This is a genomic window from Streptomyces sp. NPDC029044 (assembly GCF_040637495.1).
GTDB lineage: Bacteria > Actinomycetota > Actinomycetes > Streptomycetales > Streptomycetaceae > Streptomyces.
On sequence record NZ_JBEZWN010000029.1, the window covers coordinates 1 to 17977 of the forward strand.

The window sequence follows — 17977 nt, forward strand, 5'->3', positions numbered from 1 at the left end:
CTACCTGGGCCACTGCAGGACGCTGGCCGCCCAGCTCTTCCCCGACGAGGCCGAGGGCCCGCACGCCGCCGGAGACAACCCGGTGTCCTTCGAGGCTCCCACACCCCACGACCCCACAAGCCCCCACCCCGCCACACACCCGCGCAACCAACCCCGCAGCCCCCAGCCACCCCACCACCTCGCACACGACCAACGCCAACCCGGGAACCCTCCCACTCCCACACCCCACGACCCCACAAGCCCCCGCCCCGCCACACACCCGCGCAACCAGCCCGGCAGCCGCCCCCGGCCCCGGCGCCCTCCGCGGCACGACCGATACCGACGCGACCGCCGTGACCGGCGCGCAGCCACGGTCCGGCCGCGCGGGCGGCGTGACGCACCCTCGGTCCGACGGTCCCGCCCGCTCGGCCGCCCGGGCAGCAGCGCCGGGATTCCGCACCGGCGCAGGGAAACCGGCCCCCGAAGCCCGCCCATCGGCCGCGCAGGCCGCTTCCCACCCCGGGACCGGATGGGTCGCCGGCCCTGCCTCCGCCGTGACCGGCCTGCGGCCCGCTCCCCCGGACCCGCGCCTTCCCGCCGGGCGTCTCGGTGTCGGACCCGCCGTTCCGGTGCTGGAGTTGCCCCGGTCCTGGGCCGAGGCCCGGACCGCGCTGCGGTTCACCGCCGAGGGCACGCCGCAGGACCCCGGACCCCGGGTCGTGCACGCCGACGAGCTGGGCGGGATCGCCCTCCTCGCCGAACTCGTCGCGCCGGGATCCGAGCCGCCGCCCGACGTCCGTGCCCTGGAGGCCGCCGCGGCCGGCACCCCGTGGTTGCCGGCCACCCTGCACGCGGTCGCGTCGTCGGGGAGCCTGCGGGCGGCCGCCGCCGGGATCAACGTCCACCACTCCACACTCCAGGACCGGCTGACCCACGCCGAGCACCTGCTCGGCTGGGAGCTGCGCACCCCGCAGGGCCGGCTCCGGCTGCAACTGGCCCTGACGCTGCGCCGGCTGGCCCGGCCCTGAGCGCCGTACGCCCGACGTGATCCGGATCGCGCCGCCGGCCCGCCCCCCCCCGCCCGTCGACTGGGGCAGACTGTCCGGGCGCCCTCTCTACACGATCCGGGAGCTTGAGGCATGAGCGTGCAGCGGTATCCCCTGGCCGGGGTCACGGTGGTCAGTCTGGAGCAGGCCGTGGCGGCGCCCTACGCCACCCGGCAGCTCGCCGACCTCGGCGCCCGGGTGATCAAGGTGGAGCGGCCGGGCGGCGGCGACTTCGCCCGCCGGTACGACACGACGGTGCACGGCCACTCCAGCTACTTCGTCTGGCTCAACCGCTCCAAGGAGTCCCTCACCCTCGACCTGAAGGACCCCCGCGGCCACGAGATCCTGCACGATCTCCTCGACGGCGCCGACGTCTTCGTGCAGAACCTCGCCCCGGGCGCCGCCGCCCGCCTCGGGCTGGACGCCGCCACCGTCACCGGCCGGCGCCCGAACCTGATCCCGTGCACGATCTCCGGCTACGGCACGACCGGCCCCTGGTCCGACCGCAAGGCCTACGACCTGCTCGTGCAGTGCCAGACCGGGCTGGTGTCGCTGACCGGCACCCCCGAGGGAACCGCCCGGACCGGGATCTCCGTCGCCGACATCGCGGCCGGCATGTACGCCTACAGCGGCGTCCTCACCGCGCTGTACACCCGCGCCACCACCGGCGAGGCGCACCCCGTGGAGGTGTCCCTGTTCGAGGCGCTGGCGGAGTGGATGGGCCAGCCCGCCTACTACACCCGGCACGGTGGCACCCAGCCCCCGCGGCTCGGCACGCAGCACGCCACCATCGCGCCGTACGGGACGTACACCGCCGCCGACGGCCGGGAGGTGCTGTTCTCCATCCAGAACGAGCGGGAGTGGGTGGCGCTGTGCGCCGAGTTCCTCGGCCGTCCGGAGCTGGTGGACGATCCGCGGTTCGCCACCGGCTCCGACCGGGTCGCCCACCGCGAGGAGCTGAACGCCGTCGTCGCCGAGCGGTTCGCCCGCTCCGGCTCGGACGAGATCCTGAAGGACCTGGAGCGCATCGGCATCGCCTGTGCCGGGGTCAACGACGTCGCCGCCTTCCTGGACCACCCCGTGCTGGCCGCCCGTGGCCGCTGGAGCGAGGTCGAGGTGCCGGGCGCCACCGTGGAGGCGCTGCTCCCGCCCGCCGACCTCGCGGGCCTGCCCGCGCGCATGGACCCCGTGCCGGCCGTGGGCGAGCACACGGAGGCGATCCTGGCCGAACTGGGCCGCACCGCCGAAGAGGTGGCGGCCCTCCGCGCGGACGGCGTCGTCTGAGAGCAGGATCTAGCCGGCCTCGCCGGCCGGCCGGTCCGCCTCCTCCGCCCGCTCGGCCTCCTGCTTGCGCGACGCGCGCAGGCTCGTGAACGTCGTCACCGCCAGGACCAGCACGATGAAGCTCAGCGAGAACGGAATGCCGATCTCGGGGACGTGGACACCCGACTCGTGCAGCGCGTGCAGCACCAGCTTCACGCCGATGAAGCCCAGGATGATCGACAGTCCGTAGGACAGGTGGACCAGCTTCTTCAGCAGGCCGCCGATGAGGAAGTACAGCTGGCGCAGGCCCATCAGCGCGAAGGCGTTCGCGGTGAACACGATGTACGGGTCCTGCGTCAGGCCGTAGATGGCCGGGATGGAGTCGAGGGCGAACAGCACGTCGGTGGAGCCGATGGCGAGCATCACGACCAGCATCGGGGTCATGATGCGCTTGCCGTTCTCGGTGATGAACAGCTTCGTACCGTGGTAACGGTCGGCCACCCCGAAGCGCTGCTCCGCCATCTTCAGCAGCTTGTTCTCCTGGTACTCCTCCTCGTGGTCCTGCGTGCGGGCGTCCTGGACCAGCTTCCAGGCGGTCCAGATCAGGAAAGCGCCGAAGAGGTAGAAGACCCAGGAGAAGGTGGAGATGATCGCCGCGCCCGCCGCGATGAACACCGCCCTCAGCACCAGGGCCATCAGGACGCCGATCATCAGCACCCGCTGCTGGTACTGCGTGGGGACCGCGAACTTCCCCATGATCAGGACGAAGACGAAGAGGTTGTCGACGCTGAGCGACTTCTCGGTGATGTAGCCGGCGAAGAACTCACCCGTGGGCCCGCTCCCACCGAAGTACCACAGCCCCACCCCGAACAGGGCGGCCAGGACGACCCACACCACCGTCCACGTCCCGGCTTCCTTGATCGACACGTCGTGCGGCTTGCGGCCGACGAAGAAGTCGACGGCGACGAGCACGCACAGGGCTGCCACGGTCAGCAGCCACACGGACAGCGAGACGTTCACTTGTTGCTCCTGATGCAGGTGTGGGGAAGGGACATCCTCGTCCGGAGTGACTGATTCCCGCCACACCCGCCAGGTGAACAGTTGGTCAAAGCTGCACGTGCAGCGCCTCCAGGACGTCCTGGTCCGTCAGTTGGCCGAAGTCCTCGTACCAGAGGCCCACGGCCATGAACCCGGCCGGCCGGTGCAGGCAGATCACGTCGTCCGCCTCGGCGCGCATCAGGTCCGCCCCCTCCGGGGAGCAGACGGGCGCGGCCAGGATCACGCGTGCCGGTGCCTGCCGCCGTACGAAGCGCAGCGCGGCGCGGGCCGTGGAGCCGGTCGCCAGGCCGTCGTCCACGACGATCACGGTCCGTCCGCGCAGGTCCGGGGCGGGCCTGCCCTGCCGGTACAGCCGCTCGCGGCGCCGCAGTTCGGCGCGCTCGCGCTCGATGACGCCGGCGAGGGCGGCCTCCCCGATGCCGAGGTGGCGCAGGGCGTCCTCGTCGAGGAGCGGCACCTCGTCGCCGGCCATCGCGCCGACGCCGAGTTCCTCCTGGTGCGGAGCCCCGATCTTGCGTACGACGAGCACGTCGAGCGGGGCGCCCAGCGCCGTGGCGACCTCGCGTGCCACGGCGACGCCGCCGCGGGGCAGGGCGAGGACGAGGGGTTCGGGCAGGTCCCCCTCGCGCTGCCGGGCCCGCAGTGTTTCGGCCAGTTCCTCACCGGCCTGCCGACGATCACGGAACAGCATGACGGTCACCTCTGCTTCCGGCACGGAGAGGGCCCTCGGCCGGTCCGGCTCCCCGCGTACCCCGGCGTCCGCCGGACGATGCACACCGAGCGGTCACCGGCCTTCGGCGGTCGGTACCTGCTGGTCGCACCATTGCCGCGCGGCCTCGGTGACCTCGTCGAGCGCGCCGGGTTCCTCGAACAGGTGGGTGGCGCCGGGTACCACGTGGAGGGCGGGCGGCGTGGACAGCCGCCGTGCCGCCTCTTCGTTGAGCCGCAGCACGTGTGTGTCCCTGCCGCCGACGATCAGCAGCACCGGGGCCCGTACGGCGTCCAGGGCGTCCCCCGCCAGGTCGGGCCGTCCGCCGCGCGAGACGACCGCCCTCACCCGGTCGGGCCGTCGGGCGGCGGCGACCAGGGCCGCGCCGGCGCCGGTGCTGGCGCCGAACAGGACCACGGGCAGGCCCGAGGTGCCGGGTTCCCGCGCCAGCCAGTCGAGGGCGGCCACCAGTCGGCGACCCAGCAGGGGAATGTCGAAGCGGAGTTCGGCGGTGCGGGCGTCGAGCCGTTCCTCCTCCTCGGTGAGCAGGTCGATCAGCAGGGTGCCGAGTCCGGCGGTGCGCAGGCCGGCGGCGACCTCGCGGTTGCGGGGGCTGTGCCGGGAGCTGCCGCTGCCGTGGGCGAACAGCACGACGGCGCGGGCGTCCGGCGGCAGGGTCAGATCGCCGGTGAGGGCCGCGCCGTCGGCGGGCAGGGTGACCGTCCGGGAAGTCATCGTCAGCCTCCTCTCCCCCGGCTCCCGTGGTACCCATGCCGCGGCGTACGTCCCATGGCGCGATCTGTGGGATGCGTGTCGTTGACGCCGTCCGGCGGGCCGGTGGAGCGTGAGGGGCATGACCGAGCGCCGTATCGTCTTCGTCGTCTTCGACGGCTTCCAGCCACTCGACCTCACCGGTCCGCACGAGGTGTTCCACGGTGCGGGCGGGTACACCTGCGAGGTCGTGGCGCCCCGGGCGGGGCCGGTCCGGTCGGTGAGCGGGCTGCTCGTGCACGCGGGGCTCGGCGTCGCGGACCTCGATCCGGCCGGGACGGACACCCTCGTGGTCGTCGGCGGCCAGGGCGTCGCCCGGGCTCGCGAGGACGCGGAGCTGGTCGCGTGGGTCGCCGCCGCGGCGGCCGGTGCCCGGCGGGTGGCCTCGGTGTGCAGCGGGGTGTTCCTGCTGGCCGCCGCGGGGGTGCTGGACGGGCGGCGGGTCACCACGCACTGGGCCCGCGGGGAGCAGCTGGCCCGGGAGCATCCCGAGGTGCGGGTGGACTGCGACCCGATCTTCGTCCGGGACGGTCGGGTGTGGACGTCGGCCGGGGTGACGGCCGGGATGGATCTGGCGCTGGCCCTGGTCGAGGACGACCTGGGCCGGGACGTCGCGCACGAGGTGGCCCGCCGGCTGGTGCTGTTCCTGCGCCGGCCGGGCGGTCAGTCGCAGTTCAGTGTGGCGCTGTGGTCGCGGCAGCCGGCGACGGACCCGGTGCGGGCCGCGGTCACCGCGATCCACGCCGATCCCGGAGCCCGGCACGACATCGCCGGCCTCGCCGCGCACGCCGGGCTGAGTCCGCGTCATCTCCAGCGCCGTTTCACCGCCGAGATGGGCGCGCCGCCGGCGGCGTACGTGGAGCGGGTGCGCGTCGAGGCGGCGCAGCGCGCGCTCACGGACGGGGACGAGCCGGTGGAGGTCATCGCCCGCCGCTGCGGCTTCGCCACGGCCGAGACCCTGCGCCGCACCTTCCACCGCCGGCTCGGTGTGGCGCCGTCGGACTACCGCGCCCGGTTCCGCTCCACCGCGGGAGCCCGGGCAGATCTCGCAGAGAAGGGACGAACCGCATGACGACCTACGGCCTGCTGGTCTTCGAGGACGCCGAGGAACTCGACTTCGTGGGGCCCTGGGAGGTCTTCACCGTCTCGGCCCGGCTGCGGGAGGCCGGCGACACGGCGGTGCTGGTCTGCGAGCGCCCCGGGCCGGTGCGCTGCAACAAGGGCCTGCGCGTCCTGCCCGACCACACCTTCGACGACCATCCGCCGCTGGACGTGCTGCATGTGCCGGGCGGGCTGGGCGCGCGCGAGGGCCAGCTGCACAACCCGGCCGTGACCGACTGGATCGGGAGGACGGCGGAGCGGGCGGCGTGGGTCCACGGCGTGTGCACCGGCACGTTCCTGCTGCATGCCGCCGGGCCTGCCCGGGGCCGCCGGGTGGCCACGCACTGGAGCCAGGAGGATGCCCTGGAGGCGCGGGGGGAGGTGACGGTGGTCCGGGACGTCCGCTACGTCGTGGACGGGAACCTGGTCACGAGCCAGGGCGTCTCGGCGGGGATCGACAGTGCGTTGTGGCTGGTCGGGCGGTTGCACGGCCGGGAGCACGCGCGGGCCGTACGGCGGTACATACAGTACGACCCGGCGCCGCCGTACCTCGCTGACGAGCCCGTCTGATTCACGACGTGCGGGCCGGGGCCGCATGGGAGGGCCGGCCTCGGGCAGGCGATGTTCATGGGTGGTGACACGGGCGACGGCGGGCAAGGGCGGCAGCCGGGCGAGTGCGGGCACCGGGCGGTGCCGCATCCGGGCGACATCCGGATCGAGGCGTGGGCGGTGTGCAGAGAGCATTGTCTGGCGGAGGCCGTCCTGGCGATGGTGGAGTGCTTCGCGGACGTCTCCGGGGTGCGGCCCACCGCCGTGGACCGGGTGCGGCTGCCCGCGGCCAGCGACGACGACCTGCTCGCGGGGCTGCTGGACGAGGTCATCTTCCGGCTGGAGGCGTACGGTCAGGTCCCCGTGGACGTGGAGGCGGACGAGGCCGACGGCGGCCTGGACGTGCGGCTGGCCGTGACCGGCATCGCGGACGTGGAGATCACGGGGGCGGTTCCGGTGGCGGTGGCGTGGGACCGGCTGCGGATGGCGCCGGGCCCGTACGGCTGGTCGTGTGCGGCGACGGTGGACGCCTGACCTACCGTGGAGGGATGGGCGGCGACGTCGTGACGCTGTTCCTGTGCGGTGACGTGATGCTCGGGCGCGGTGTCGACCAGATCCTCCCGCATCCCGGCGATCCGGCACTGCGTGAGGCGTATACCGAGGATGCCCGGGCCTACGTCCGGCTGGCGGAGTCGGTGCACGGCCCGGTGCCGGCGCCCGTGGCACCGTCGTGGCCGTGGGGCGAGTCGCTGCGCGTGCTGGACGAGGCCGCCCCGGACGCCCGGATCGTGAACCTGGAGACGTCGGTGACCGGTGGCGGCACGTTCGCGGCCGGCAAGGAGATCCACTACCGGATGCACCCGTCGAACCTGCCGGCGCTGACCGTGGCCCGGCCCGACGTGACGGTCCTCGCCAACAACCACGTGCTCGACTTCGGCCGTCCGGGCCTGCTGGAGACCCTGGACGTGCTGTCCCGGGCCGGTCTGCGGACGGCGGGCGCGGGACGGAACGCAGAGGAGGCGTACGCACCCGCGGTGCTCCCGCTCCCGGGCGGCCGGCGGCTGCGGGTGTTCGCCCTCGGGGCGCGCTCCAGCGGCATCCCGTCCGAGTGGGCGGCGACCGCGGACCGGCCGGGTGTGGCCTATCTGCCCGGCTTCTCGGGAGCCGCCGCCGAGGCCGCGGTCCGGCGTCTCAAAGGGGCCGGTGGCCTCACCGTCGTGTCCGTGCACGGGGGATCGAACTGGGGGTACCGCGTCCCGCGGGAGCAGGTCCGTTTCGCGCACGCGCTGGTGGACGGTGGTGCCGACGTCGTCCACGGGCACTCCTCGCACCACCCCCGGCCACTGGAGGTGTACCGGGGCCGGCTGATCCTCTACGGCTGCGGCGACTTCGTCGACGACTACGAAGGCATCTCCGGATACGAGGAGTACCGCGACGACCTGCGGCTCGCCTTCCTCGTGTCGGTCGAGCCGGACAGCGGGCGGCTGGCCGGGCTGCGCATGGTGCCGTTCCGGGCGCGGCGGATGCGGCTGGAGCCCGCGCCCGGGGAGGACCGTGCCTGGCTGCGCGCCATGCTGGACCGGATCAGCGGTGGGGTGGGGGTGGAGCAGGCGGCCGACGGTTCGCTGGTCCTCGCCGCGCCGGCCGCGTGACGTGGGAGGCGTGGGAGGTCAGCCCGCCCACGCCACCAGCCGTTCGCGGCTTTCCGGCTCCCGCAGCCGGGCGAGTGACTCCTTCTCGAGCTGACGCACCCGCTCGCGGGTCAGACCGACGCGGCGGGCGACCTCGTTGAGCGTGCGGGTGTGCCCGTCGTGCAGGCCGTAGCGCAGGCTGAGGATCATGGCTTCGCGGGGCGCGAGCGTGCCGACGGCCTCGCGGAGTTCCTCGGCGAGCGCCCGGAACTCGGCCACCTCGGGGGCCTGGAGCACCTCGGTGTCGGCGATGAGGTCCCCGACGACGGTCTCGCCCTTGTCGTCCACCGGCGTGTCCAGGCTGACGGCGTCCCGTCCGACGTGGCGCAGCCAGCCGATCCTGTCCTCGGCGAGGCCGCTCTCCCGGGCCACCTCCGCGACGCTCGGCTCGCGCCCCAGGTCGAGGCGCAGCCGCCGTTCGACCTTGGCGATCTTCTGCAGCTGCTCCACGACGTGCATCGGGAGCCGGACGGAGCGCGCGTGCGCCGCGAGGCCCCGTTCGATCGCCTGGCGGATCCACCAGGTCGCGTACGTGGAGAACTTGAAGCCCTTGGTGTGGTCGAACTTCTCCACGGCCCGGATCAGCCCCAGGTTGCCTTCCTGGATGACGTCCAGCATGGGCAGACCGCGGTGGGCGTGCCGTTTGGCCATTGACACCACGAGCCGCAGGTTGGCCCGGACCATGTGGTCCTTGGCCGCCTGTCCGTCCCGGACGGCTTCCTCCAGCTCCCGGCGTTCGTGCGCCGTGAGGTCGTCCTCCCCTGCGTCGGCCCGGTCCAGCCTCTCCAACGCCCGCAGGCCGGTCTCCATCCGCCGGGCGAGCCGCACCTCGTCCTCCGCGGTGAGCAGCGGGGTGGCCGAGATCTGTGCGAGGTACTGGCCGAGGAGGTCCGGCTCCTCGTCGGGCTCGGGGATGCGGCTGCGCAGCCGGGCGGTGCGGGCCGGGGCACGCCGGTCCTCGCGCACACTCGCCGCGGGGTCATCTGCCAGCGGAGACATCGTCGGGTTCCTCTCTCCCCCGCCTCGATTCCGGCTCGCCCGGCGGGTACCCGGGGGAATGGGTCCGAACCGTGTGCCCCGGCGCCCCCGGGGGTACCCCGGGCCACATGACCGGCATCGAACTGAGCAGTAACGCGTTCAACGACCACTCCTTCATCGCGCGCCGGCACGCGTACGAGGGACCGAACGTCTCTCCGCCGCTGACCTGGAGCGGTGTGCCGGACGACGCTGCCGAACTGGTCCTGCTGTGCGAGGATCCCGACGCCCCGTCGGGCACCTTCGCGCACTGGGTCGTGGTCGGCATCGACCCGCACAGTGACGGCGTCGAGGCCGGGCAGAGTCCGCCGGGCGGCACGGAACTCGTCAACGGCTACGGGCAGCACGGCTGGGGCGGCCCCCACCCGCCGCCGGGTGACGACGCCCACCACTACTTCTTCCGGCTCTACGCGCTGTCCGAACCGTGCGTCCTGCCGGACGCGCCGCGCGCGGACCAGGTGCACGAGGAGGTCGAGAAGCACCGCCTCGCGGACGGGACGCTGGTGGGGCTGTACCAGCGATGAGCCGCCGGCCCGTGACCTCAACTCCACAACGCTTGGTTGTGGGGCCGGTGCTGGGTGGTTGTTTGCCCGGGCCGCTCACCCCTCGCTTGGATGGCTCCCGGACAACGCCGGGTTGTCCGGGAGGGCGGGGTGTCCGGGTATGGCGGGCAGACGGTCGCTGGGGCGGCGGTTCGGATGGCTGTGGGGCGCGTACGCGGTCAGCACGGCCGGCACCTGGCTCGCGTTCGACGCGTTCGCCCTGATCGCGGTCCTGGCCCTGGACGCCGGGCCGGCGCAGGTGTCGCTGCTGGCGGCGCTGGGACCGGCGGTCGGCGCTGCGGTGTCGGTGCCCCTCGGGCCGTGGGTGGAGGTCCGCCGCAAACGACCGGTGATGATGGCGACGGACCTGATCCGGTGCGCGGTGCTGCTGAGCATCCCCGTGGCGTTCGCGCTCGGCCGGCTTGGCTTCGGCCAGTTGCTGCTGGTGTCGGTGGCCGTCGCGGCGGCCGACATCACTTTCAACGCGGCGGCCGGCGCGTTCCTGAAGGACCTCCTGCCGCGGCAGGACCTGCTCGTGGCGAACGGACGGTTCGAGGCGACGACCTGGACCGCCAGCATGGTCGGTCCGCCGCTGGGCGGGGCCGCGATCAGCCTGTTCGGCCCGGTGACGACGGTGGTGGCCGACGCGGTGAGCTATCTGCTGTCGGCCGCCGGCATCCGGGCGATCGGCGACGCCGAACAGCACCCGGCCCGCCCGGGACCCGCGGTGACCCGGGCCCGCGACCTGCTGGAGGGCTGGCGCCACATCCTGGCCGATCCGGCCCTGCGCCCGCTGTTCTTCAACACGCTCCTGGTCAACTCCCTGATCATGGCGGCGTCGCCACCACTGCTGATCCTGATGGTCGACGACCTGCACTTCGCACCGTGGCAGTACGCCCTCGCCTTCGCGGTGCCCTGCACCGGCGGCCTGCTCGGCTCGCGCCTGGCCCCGCGCCTCGTCGCCCGCCACGGCCGGCACCGGGTCCTGGTCACGGCGGGCGCGCTGCGGGCCCTCTGGCCGATCGGCCTGGCCTTCACCGGCCCCGGCGCGCCCGGCCTGGCCCTGGTCATGCTGGTCGAGTTCGGCCTGATCACCTGCTGCGCGGTCTACAACCCGGTGCTCGCCACACACCGTCTCGACCGCACCCCCGCGGGCCGGGTCACGCGCACCCTGTCGGCCTGGTCGGCCACCGGCAAGGCCACCACCGCGGCCATGACCGCCCTGTGGGGCGTGCTGGCCGCCCGGACCGGTCCGCGCACGGCCATCGCGCTGGCCGGTGCCCTGCTCCTCGTCACCCCGCTGCTGCTCCCCCGCCGGGACGACGCCACGGAGGCCGGCGACGAACCGGCCTCCGTGACAGTGCGGTCGGACGGCGGCTGACCGACCGGGCCGGTCAGACCGCCCCGGGCACGTCCTCCGTGACCCCGTTCAGCTCGGAGGCCGGGTCGGTGCCGTACGGGCGGGTGATGATCTCCAGGCCGTGGCCCGCCGGGTCGGAGAAGTACACGCCCCGGCCGCCGTCGTGGCGGTTGATGCGGCCGGGGTGGTTGCCGTGCGGGTCGGCCTGGATGGGGACGCGGGCCTTGACGAGACGGTCCAGGGCCTCGTCGAACTCGTCCTCGGAGACGAGGAACGCGTAGTGCTGCATGGGGATGTCGGCGTCGACGGTGGCGAAGTCCAGCGTGACGCCGTTGGCGGTCGTCACGGGCAGGAACACGCCGGCCGGGGCACCGACCTCCAGTCCCAGGATGTCTGCGAGGAAGTGAGCGGACTTCTCCCGGTCTCGGGACAGGACGATGGTGTGGTTGAACTCGACTGACACGGTTGAATGCCTCCACGGGCATCTCCACGGCGCCTCCATGCCTCACCCGGACGGTGACCGGCACGCGATGCCGCGCGGTGATCGTAGGCAGGGGTCGCGTCGGCCGTCGAGCGGTTTTCGGCCGTCCTGACAGTCGTCGAGGGTCCCGGACTGCTGACGCTCCGTCACCTGAACGCGTCTGCGGCGGACCACCGCCACACCGGTGGTCCGCCGCGGGCGTGCGGCCCGGGGTGCGGCTCAGTACCAGGCGGTGTTCACCAGGTCGTGGCCCTCGCACGAGAGCACGGCGCGCGAGACCCGGCCGTTGAGGTTGTTGCCCATCTGCGTGTAGGCGTAGTTGATGCCGGAGTCCACCGTCTCGGAGACCCAGCCGTCGTTGCGGCCCGTGCCGTCGTTGGAGCGCTGAAGGACGGCCGCGCAGCCGGGCCGGGAGTTCTCGATGCGGGCGAACGAGCCGCACTTGTCGGAGTAGAAGTACTTCAGGGCCATGCCTTCGAAGTACTTGGTGGCTCCGATCTGCCGGAACGTACCCGAGCAGAAGGAGGTGGTGGGGTACTGGCCCTCCTGCCCGTAGAGCCCGTAGTTGCCGCCCGAGAAGGCCTGGGCCTGGGCGGAGGTGGGAAGGAGCGCCATCACCGCGGCGGCGCCCCCCGCGGCCAGCAGTGTCGTGAGTGATCGGCGGCTCATGAGCCCTCTTTCGTTTCGTGTGCCGAGGGGTGGTCAGGTCGAACGCGGCGACCGGCCCCCGAACCGGCCGCCGCTCGCCGTCGTGACCGTACGGGGCGTCACCCCGCCGCCGACACCTGACACCTGTCAGGGTCGAAGCCGCAGGTCGCCCGCTCCGCCGGAGCCCTGACATCCGTCAGGAGCGGCCGCCCCGCCGGGGCTCCTATCGTGGCGCCGCGGGCCGAGGTCCCGTCGGACAACCGGGCGATCCAGGAAGGGCAACCATGCGCATGCTCCTGCGCGGCGCCGCCGCGCTCGCGGCCGTCGTCACGGTCGCGTCACTCACGAGCGGTGCCGCGGCACAGCCCCGGACGGAGAGGGCGGCGGGGACCATCCAGAGCTCCGCAGCCGCGCAGATCCCGCCCGGTGTCACCGCCGGCGTCGCCGTCTTCGACCGGCAGACCGGCACGTTCACCGAACAGGTCAACGACAGCGCGCAGTTCCGGTCCGCGTCGGTCGTCAAGCTCCTGCTGGCGCTGGACTTCCTGTGGGACCGCGGTCCCGACTACGTCATCCCCGCGGCCGACCGCGCCCGGCTGGAGCCGATGCTGCGCGGCAGCGACGACGACGCCGCGAACCACTACTGGTCGACGTACGGCGGCTCGGCGATCATCAAGCGGATGCTCGACCGGCCCGAGGTCGGTCTGCGCGACACGACGGCACCGCCCGCCGAGTACGCGGGATTCTGGGGCTACACGGCCATGTCCGCCCGGGACACGGTGGCCGTCTACCGGTACATCCTGGAGAAGGCACCCGCGCCCGTCCGCACCTTCATCATGGACAACCTGCGCCGCTCCACCCGTTGTTCCGCCACCGACCACTTCGACCAGCACTTCGGCATCGCCGGGTCGTTCGACCGGCCCTGGGCGGTCAAGCAGGGCTGGTCCGGGAAGTTCGCCAAGGGCACGTGCGGCTCCCAGGCCGCGCCCGCGGCGACGTCTGCGGAGCCGGCCGCCGCTCCCCGTGCCGCCGCCGTCGACCTCACCCGCCCCGCGCTGCACACCACCGGCACCGTGGGCGCGAACGACCGCACGATCGTGGCCGTACTGACGCTGCACGCTGTCGGCACCACGTACGGCAAGGCGTACACCGACATCGGCCGGCTGACCCGGTCGCTGAACGTGCCGGGCGGGGTACGGCCCGCCGGGACCTGGTTCGGCACCTGGGGGGAGCTCGTGAACGTCCGCAGGGGACCGGCCACGGGAGACGAGCGGATCACCCGGCTCCCCGCCGGCGTCGAGGTGCTGGTCGGCTGCCAGACCCGCGGCGAGGTGGTCACTGTGCCGCCCTACACCAACGACTGGTGGGCCTATCTGCCCCAGTACGGGGGCTACATCTCCAACATCTACATCAGCTCGCCGGACAACCGGCTGCCGAACGTCCCGGAGTGCGGCTCGCCGCGGCCGTGACGGGAACGGGGGACGAGCGGTGGGCGGGGCTGCGGCTCCGCCCACCGCTCGCGTTCGTGCCGCTCAGCGCTCGTACTCGGCGAGGTAGCGCATCACCTTGTCGACGTGCGGCCGCACCCGCTCCGGCACACCCCGTTCCTCGATGACGGTGCGGTCACTGGTGCGGTAGCCGGCCGCGACGAGTGCGGGCAGGTCCTTCTTCGGCAACCCGGCCTGCTTGAAGCGCTGGTCGAGCCAGCACACGTACAGGCTCATGGTGGAGATCGCGTCCGGCGGCGACATGTGGTCCTTGTCGCCGTCGCCGTCCCCGTCGACGGCCCACGCCCGGAACACCGACGGCGTCCACATGGCGATGCCGTACTCCTCGCTCTCCGGACGGGAGGCCTTGGGGTCGAAGTCGCTCTCCGCCTTGATCAGCGCGGCGAGCAGGGCGGGCGTGATCTCCTCGTCGGTGCAGCGGTGGGCCGCGCGGGCGATGACGGGGCGCAGCGCCTCGGGTACGTCGGAGTTCTCGGGGATCTCACCGGCGAGCGGGCTGGGCGTACCGGTGACCGTGGGTGTGCCGCTGTCGCGTTCGTCGTCCTGGGTGAGGCCGCCTTCGCCTCCGCCACCGAGCAGCGCCGCCCCGGCGACCGCGGCGGCGGTCAGGACGACGAGCCCGGCTGCGAGGACGGGCATCCGTCTTCGGCGGCAGTGCGGACCGGCGGTGGCGGCCTCGACCCGGGCGGCGACGCTGCCGGCCGTGTGCGGGAGCCGGGCGGCGTGGGCCGGGGCGAGGCAGTCGGCGATCAGCCGGCGCAGGTCCTCGTCGAGGCCGGCGTCGAGCCGCAGGGGCGCGGTGCCGCGTGCGTAGGTCTGGGCGGCGAGCGAGCGGGCCCGGGCCGTCGCCCCGGGGAAGGGGTGGAGTCCGCCGGTGAGGACCTGGTGGGCGAGGACGCCGAAGGCCCAGATGTCGGCGGTGGGCCGGACGACGGCGCCCTGGGTTCCGGTGCGCTGGGACCACCATTCGGGCGGCAGGTGGTCGAGGGTGCCGAGCGGCGGCAAGTGGGCGTGGGTGCCGTCGAGTTCGGCGGCGAGACCGAAGTCCGCCAGCCACACCTCGCCACCGGGGCCCAGCAGCACGTTGGCGGGTTTGAGGTCGCCGTGCACCCAGCCGGCGTCGTGCATGTGGGCCAGTCCGGCGGCGACTCCGCGCAGGACGCGGCCGGCGTCCGCGATCGGCCCGCCCGCCGCGGCGGCGTCCAGCACGTCCTTCAGGCTGGCCTCGGCCCGGTCCATGACCAGCGCGATCGCACCGTCCAGGGCGGGCAGTTCCGGTGCCTCGACGGTGCACACGGCGTGGGTGCGGACGAGGTGGGGGTGGTCGGCCTCCGCGCTGAACCGGACCTCGCGCGCCACGAGTTCACCGAGCGCGGCGCGCTGCCCGGGCCCCAGTGCTCCGGTCGGGAGCACCTTCACCGCGACGGGCGTGCCGTCGGCGACCGTCCGGGCCTCGTAGACGGTTCCCCAGCCGCCCGAGCCGATGACCGCGCCCACCTCCCAGCCCTCGATGCGGAAGCCCTCCGGGAGCCCGGGCGGGCGGGGCGCCTCCAGCTCGTCGTCCCGTTCCTCGGACGTCGTCATGCGCGGGCCTCCTGCTGGTCGGTGAGGCGGCCCGCGCCGCGGGGCGGCAGCAGGCCGAGGTGCTCCTCGCCGACCAGACCGAAGCGCAGGGCGACGGAGGCGAGGCGGGTGCGCTTGGCACCGGTGCGGCCGCCGTCGGCCGCGGTCGTCGCTTCCTCGCCGAGGTCCAGGCGCAGTTTGGCGAAGGCCAGGTAGTCGATGTGGTAGTTGACCGCGGAGCGGGTCAGGTCCCGGCAGGACTCCAGGGGCCGCAGCCGCTCCACGATCTGGCCGACGCCGGGCAGTGCCGAGTCGGAGGGGTCGCGCAGGCGGGGCTCGCACAGGGCCACCAGGACGAGGAAGTACTTCGACGTCGGGTCCAGGGCGAAGGGGTGGACGGTCTGTTCACCGCCGCCGGGCACCGACTGCTCGCCGAGATAGGCGTGTTGGGGTGCGAACACCTTGAACGTGGCGGTGCCGGACAGGGCGGGCAGCACCACGCGGGAGAACTCGAAGGGCACGGGCGCCCCGAGCCGCCCGGGTGCGACGGTGAGGTACTCGCCCGCCCCTTCGAGGTTCTCCACCACGTACGACACGCTGCGGCTGAAGTTGGACAGCCGCCAGTAGTCGCCCGCCGCTTCCAGTTGCCCGGCCCGGCGGGAGATGCCGGGGTCGGTGAGCACGATGCGCACTCCCGTCCCGCCGCGTCCGAAGTCCGCGACGTCCCCCGGTCCCAGGTGGATCAGTTCGGGACTGCCCGTCTCCTCCGCACCCCACTGGGTGGTGCCGGGCAACTGCACGATGATCGTTTCCACGCGGACTCCCCCGCTGATGTCGCCCCCGATTTGGTCGCGAGGATTGTACGGTCGGCTTCCGCTTGTGGCGGAGGCGGCGGGGCCGCCTCAGCGGGCCCTTTCCGGGCGTCGCGCGACGAACACGAACTCCCGGCCCGGCCGGTCCGGTGCGCCACGTACGTCCTCCACCACATAGCCGTGCGCGGCGAGTGCCGCCTCGATCTCCTGCCGCTCGCGAAAGCGCAGCGTCGAGTCCGACGTCAGCACCTGCCCGTCCGCGGCGAACACATAGGTCCACCGGAACGTCACCAGCGGTCCGCTCACGTCCAGCAGGTCGACCCAGGACTCGACGACGCCGGCACCGGCGATCTCTGTCACGCCGTACGTGGCCTCGCGGTTCCACTCCTCCCACGCGCGACGGGCCGGTATCCGCGTCTCGAACACCAGGCGTCCGCCCGGCCGCAGCGCCGCACGAATCCCTCGCAGGGTCCGCCGCCAGTCCTCCGGTTCGGTGATTTCCTGGGCTGTGTTGCCCGTCATCGTCGCGAGATCAGCGGTGAGGGCCGGCAGGGCCGTCGCGTCGCCGTGGAGCCACCGCACCCGCTCACCGCCCGGCTTACCGCGTGCCACGTCCAGGGACGCCTCGGCGGGGTCGACGGCGACCACGTCGATGCCGCGTCCGGCCAGCAGCAGCGCGAACACCCCCGTCCCGCAGCCGATGTCGAGGGCCTGCCGTACCCCGCCCTCCTCCGCCATGCGCAGGTACGGGGCGAGGTCGCGACGGTCGGGGTCGAGCCGGTCGTACACCGCGGCGAGCCGTGGATGCCGGAAGCACTCGTCAGCCATACGGCCGACGGTACGAAGGGCGCCTGCGCGCGGCCACCGGTTCGCGGCGGCCGCGTGCGTCCCGCCGTGGGAGTTCCCGTCAGCCGAGGCAGATGACGAGCAGGCAGAGTTCCTTGGGCTTGGTGTCGGAGGGAGACGTCTCGGGCGGAGTGGTCGCCGCGGGCGGGGGTGTCGAGGGGGATGTCGGCTGCTGCGCGTCCGAGTCCGACCCGGCGGCCGGCGCCGTCGGCGGCTCGGTGGCGTCCGACGCGGTGGATGCGGCGTTGCCGGTGGCTGTTTCGACGGTGTCGGTGACGGTCTTGCGCCGGGGCGGCGTCGTCAGCGGCAGCTCGCGGGGCGCCGCGGCCGCGTCCGTCCGCGTGCCGGCCGGTGTGGTGCGGGGGTCGGCGGCCCGGGACTGCTGGTGGCGCGAGGCCCGGTCGGCGTGCGACGCGGTGGTGGGGGTGGCCTCGCGCTCGGAGCGCGGGGGGCCGGCCTGCCTCGACGTCGGTTCGGCGTACGTCGGCGCCTCCCCCACGGAGCCGCCCATGGTCGTGTCCTGCGGTGTCGTGGCCGCCTGCACGCCGGGCTTCGCGTTCCCGTTCATCGCGGCGACGGTCAGACCGCCTCCGACGAGCGCGACCGCCGTCGCGACCACGGCCCGGCGCTGGTTCTTCTTCCAGCGGGCCAGCTGGCGACGGCGGGCCGCCCGCCCCTGCGGCCGGGCTTCGAAGCCCTCGGTCGTGTCGGTGTCCGGGTCCGCTTCCGTGTCCGGGGAGTCGTACTCCTCGGGCGAGCCGGGGCCCTCGTACGAACGGGCGCGGGTCTCGTCCCACAGGGTGCCGTCGTGCCACGTGCCGGTGGCGGCCGGGTACTCCCAGGTGGCCGGTCCGCCCGGGGCCATGGCGGACGCGGGGGCCGGGCCGGGCCGGGCGTCGACGGCACGGGGGTCGATGTCCGGGGCGTAGGCGCCGCACCCCGGGCAGACCAGGGCGCCGTTGAGGTGCCGACGGCACGACGAGCAGTAGTCCATGTGTGGTTTTCCCGATCTGG

18 protein-coding genes and 1 pseudogene are annotated in these 17977 nt (G+C 73.6%); 9 read left to right on the top strand and 10 right to left on the bottom strand.

The window, feature by feature from the left end; all coding sequences use genetic code 11:
• Window positions 1-569: 569 nt before the first annotated feature.
• Both AB0E85_RS22640 and AB0E85_RS22645 read left to right on the top strand, forming a co-directional pair.
• Window positions 570-1007 (top strand): annotated as a pseudogene (locus tag AB0E85_RS22640) (helix-turn-helix domain-containing protein); the annotation flags it as partial.
• 111 nt (window positions 1008-1118) lie between these two features.
• The gene (locus AB0E85_RS22645; RefSeq protein ID WP_361929990.1) at window positions 1119-2309 is read left to right on the top strand and encodes a CaiB/BaiF CoA-transferase family protein; all 1191 of its coding nucleotides are present in this window, start codon (window positions 1119-1121) and stop codon (window positions 2307-2309) included.
• A gap of 9 nt (window positions 2310-2318) precedes the next feature.
• Here the strand turns inward: AB0E85_RS22645 and AB0E85_RS22650 are convergent, their stop codons facing one another.
• The 3 genes from AB0E85_RS22650 to AB0E85_RS22660 form a co-directional block, all read right to left on the bottom strand.
• Complete coding sequence (locus AB0E85_RS22650) at window positions 2319-3308, bottom strand: TerC family protein (protein ID WP_361929993.1); 990 nt, start codon at window positions 3306-3308, stop codon at window positions 2319-2321.
• Between the two features lie 85 nt (window positions 3309-3393).
• Entirely contained in the window at window positions 3394-4038 is a 645-nt protein-coding gene (locus tag AB0E85_RS22655) for a phosphoribosyltransferase family protein (protein ID WP_361929995.1), read from the bottom strand.
• A gap of 93 nt (window positions 4039-4131) precedes the next feature.
• Complete coding sequence (locus AB0E85_RS22660) at window positions 4132-4791, bottom strand: alpha/beta family hydrolase (RefSeq protein ID WP_361929997.1); 660 nt, start codon at window positions 4789-4791, stop codon at window positions 4132-4134.
• A gap of 118 nt (window positions 4792-4909) precedes the next feature.
• Here AB0E85_RS22660 and AB0E85_RS22665 point away from each other — a divergent pair, with 118 nt between their 5' ends.
• The 4 genes from AB0E85_RS22665 to AB0E85_RS22680 are packed head-to-tail and all read left to right on the top strand — an operon-like array spanning window position 4910 to window position 8129.
• Window positions 4910-5899, top strand: a complete 990-nt coding sequence (locus tag AB0E85_RS22665; protein WP_361930000.1) for a DJ-1/PfpI family protein — start codon at window positions 4910-4912, stop codon at window positions 5897-5899.
• Window positions 5896-6498, top strand: coding sequence for a DJ-1/PfpI family protein (locus AB0E85_RS22670; RefSeq protein ID WP_361930002.1), 603 nt, complete (start codon window positions 5896-5898; stop codon window positions 6496-6498). The genes AB0E85_RS22665 and AB0E85_RS22670 overlap by 4 nt, the downstream gene beginning before the upstream one ends.
• A 57-nt stretch (window positions 6499-6555) precedes the next feature.
• On the top strand, window positions 6556-7011 hold the full coding sequence (locus AB0E85_RS22675) for an archease (RefSeq protein ID WP_361930004.1): 456 nt from the start codon (window positions 6556-6558) through the stop codon (window positions 7009-7011).
• A 14-nt stretch (window positions 7012-7025) separates the two neighbouring features.
• Window positions 7026-8129, top strand: coding sequence for a CapA family protein (locus tag AB0E85_RS22680; protein ID WP_361930007.1), 1104 nt, complete (start codon window positions 7026-7028; stop codon window positions 8127-8129).
• Between the two features lie 18 nt (window positions 8130-8147).
• On the opposite strand, the gene AB0E85_RS22685 is transcribed toward AB0E85_RS22680, so the two are convergent.
• Entirely contained in the window at window positions 8148-9167 is a 1020-nt protein-coding gene (locus AB0E85_RS22685) for a sigma-70 family RNA polymerase sigma factor (protein ID WP_361930009.1), read from the bottom strand.
• A 107-nt stretch (window positions 9168-9274) separates the two neighbouring features.
• Here AB0E85_RS22685 and AB0E85_RS22690 point away from each other — a divergent pair, with 107 nt between their 5' ends.
• Both AB0E85_RS22690 and AB0E85_RS22695 read left to right on the top strand, forming a co-directional pair.
• The gene (locus AB0E85_RS22690) at window positions 9275-9727 is read left to right on the top strand and encodes a YbhB/YbcL family Raf kinase inhibitor-like protein (RefSeq protein ID WP_062930586.1); all 453 of its coding nucleotides are present in this window, start codon (window positions 9275-9277) and stop codon (window positions 9725-9727) included.
• A 139-nt stretch (window positions 9728-9866) separates the two neighbouring features.
• Window positions 9867-11126, top strand: coding sequence for an MFS transporter (locus AB0E85_RS22695; protein WP_361930012.1), 1260 nt, complete (start codon window positions 9867-9869; stop codon window positions 11124-11126).
• A gap of 13 nt (window positions 11127-11139) precedes the next feature.
• On the opposite strand, the gene AB0E85_RS22700 is transcribed toward AB0E85_RS22695, so the two are convergent.
• Together AB0E85_RS22700 and AB0E85_RS22705 are read right to left on the bottom strand one after the other, a co-directional pair.
• Window positions 11140-11568, bottom strand: coding sequence for a VOC family protein (locus AB0E85_RS22700; RefSeq protein WP_361930015.1), 429 nt, complete (start codon window positions 11566-11568; stop codon window positions 11140-11142).
• 237 nt (window positions 11569-11805) lie between these two features.
• Window positions 11806-12255 (bottom strand): hypothetical protein, encoded by a 450-nt coding sequence (locus AB0E85_RS22705; RefSeq protein ID WP_361930017.1) that lies wholly within the window; start codon window positions 12253-12255, stop codon window positions 11806-11808.
• 263 nt (window positions 12256-12518) lie between these two features.
• Between AB0E85_RS22705 and AB0E85_RS22710 the strand changes: the two genes are divergently transcribed.
• On the top strand, window positions 12519-13703 hold the full coding sequence (locus tag AB0E85_RS22710; protein WP_361930019.1) for a hypothetical protein: 1185 nt from the start codon (window positions 12519-12521) through the stop codon (window positions 13701-13703).
• Window positions 13704-13766: 63 nt separating this feature from the next.
• Here the strand turns inward: AB0E85_RS22710 and AB0E85_RS22715 are convergent, their stop codons facing one another.
• From AB0E85_RS22715 to AB0E85_RS22730, 4 genes are all read right to left on the bottom strand, one after another.
• A complete protein-coding gene (locus tag AB0E85_RS22715) occupies window positions 13767-15326 on the bottom strand; it encodes a protein kinase (protein WP_361930022.1) in 1560 nt (519 codons plus the stop codon).
• Window positions 15323-16120: a serine/threonine protein kinase gene (locus AB0E85_RS22720; protein WP_361930025.1), complete on the bottom strand. Its 798-nt coding sequence runs from the start codon at window positions 16118-16120 to the stop codon at window positions 15323-15325. The genes AB0E85_RS22715 and AB0E85_RS22720 overlap by 4 nt, the downstream gene beginning before the upstream one ends.
• 87 nt (window positions 16121-16207) lie before the next feature.
• Window positions 16208-16945 carry a class I SAM-dependent methyltransferase gene (locus tag AB0E85_RS22725; RefSeq protein WP_361930029.1) on the bottom strand — a complete coding sequence of 246 codons (738 nt, stop codon included), beginning with the start codon at window positions 16943-16945 and terminating at the stop codon, window positions 16208-16210.
• 79 nt (window positions 16946-17024) lie between these two features.
• The gene (locus AB0E85_RS22730) at window positions 17025-17957 is read right to left on the bottom strand and encodes a hypothetical protein (protein WP_361930031.1); all 933 of its coding nucleotides are present in this window, start codon (window positions 17955-17957) and stop codon (window positions 17025-17027) included.
• Between the last annotated feature and the right edge of the window lie 20 nt (window positions 17958-17977).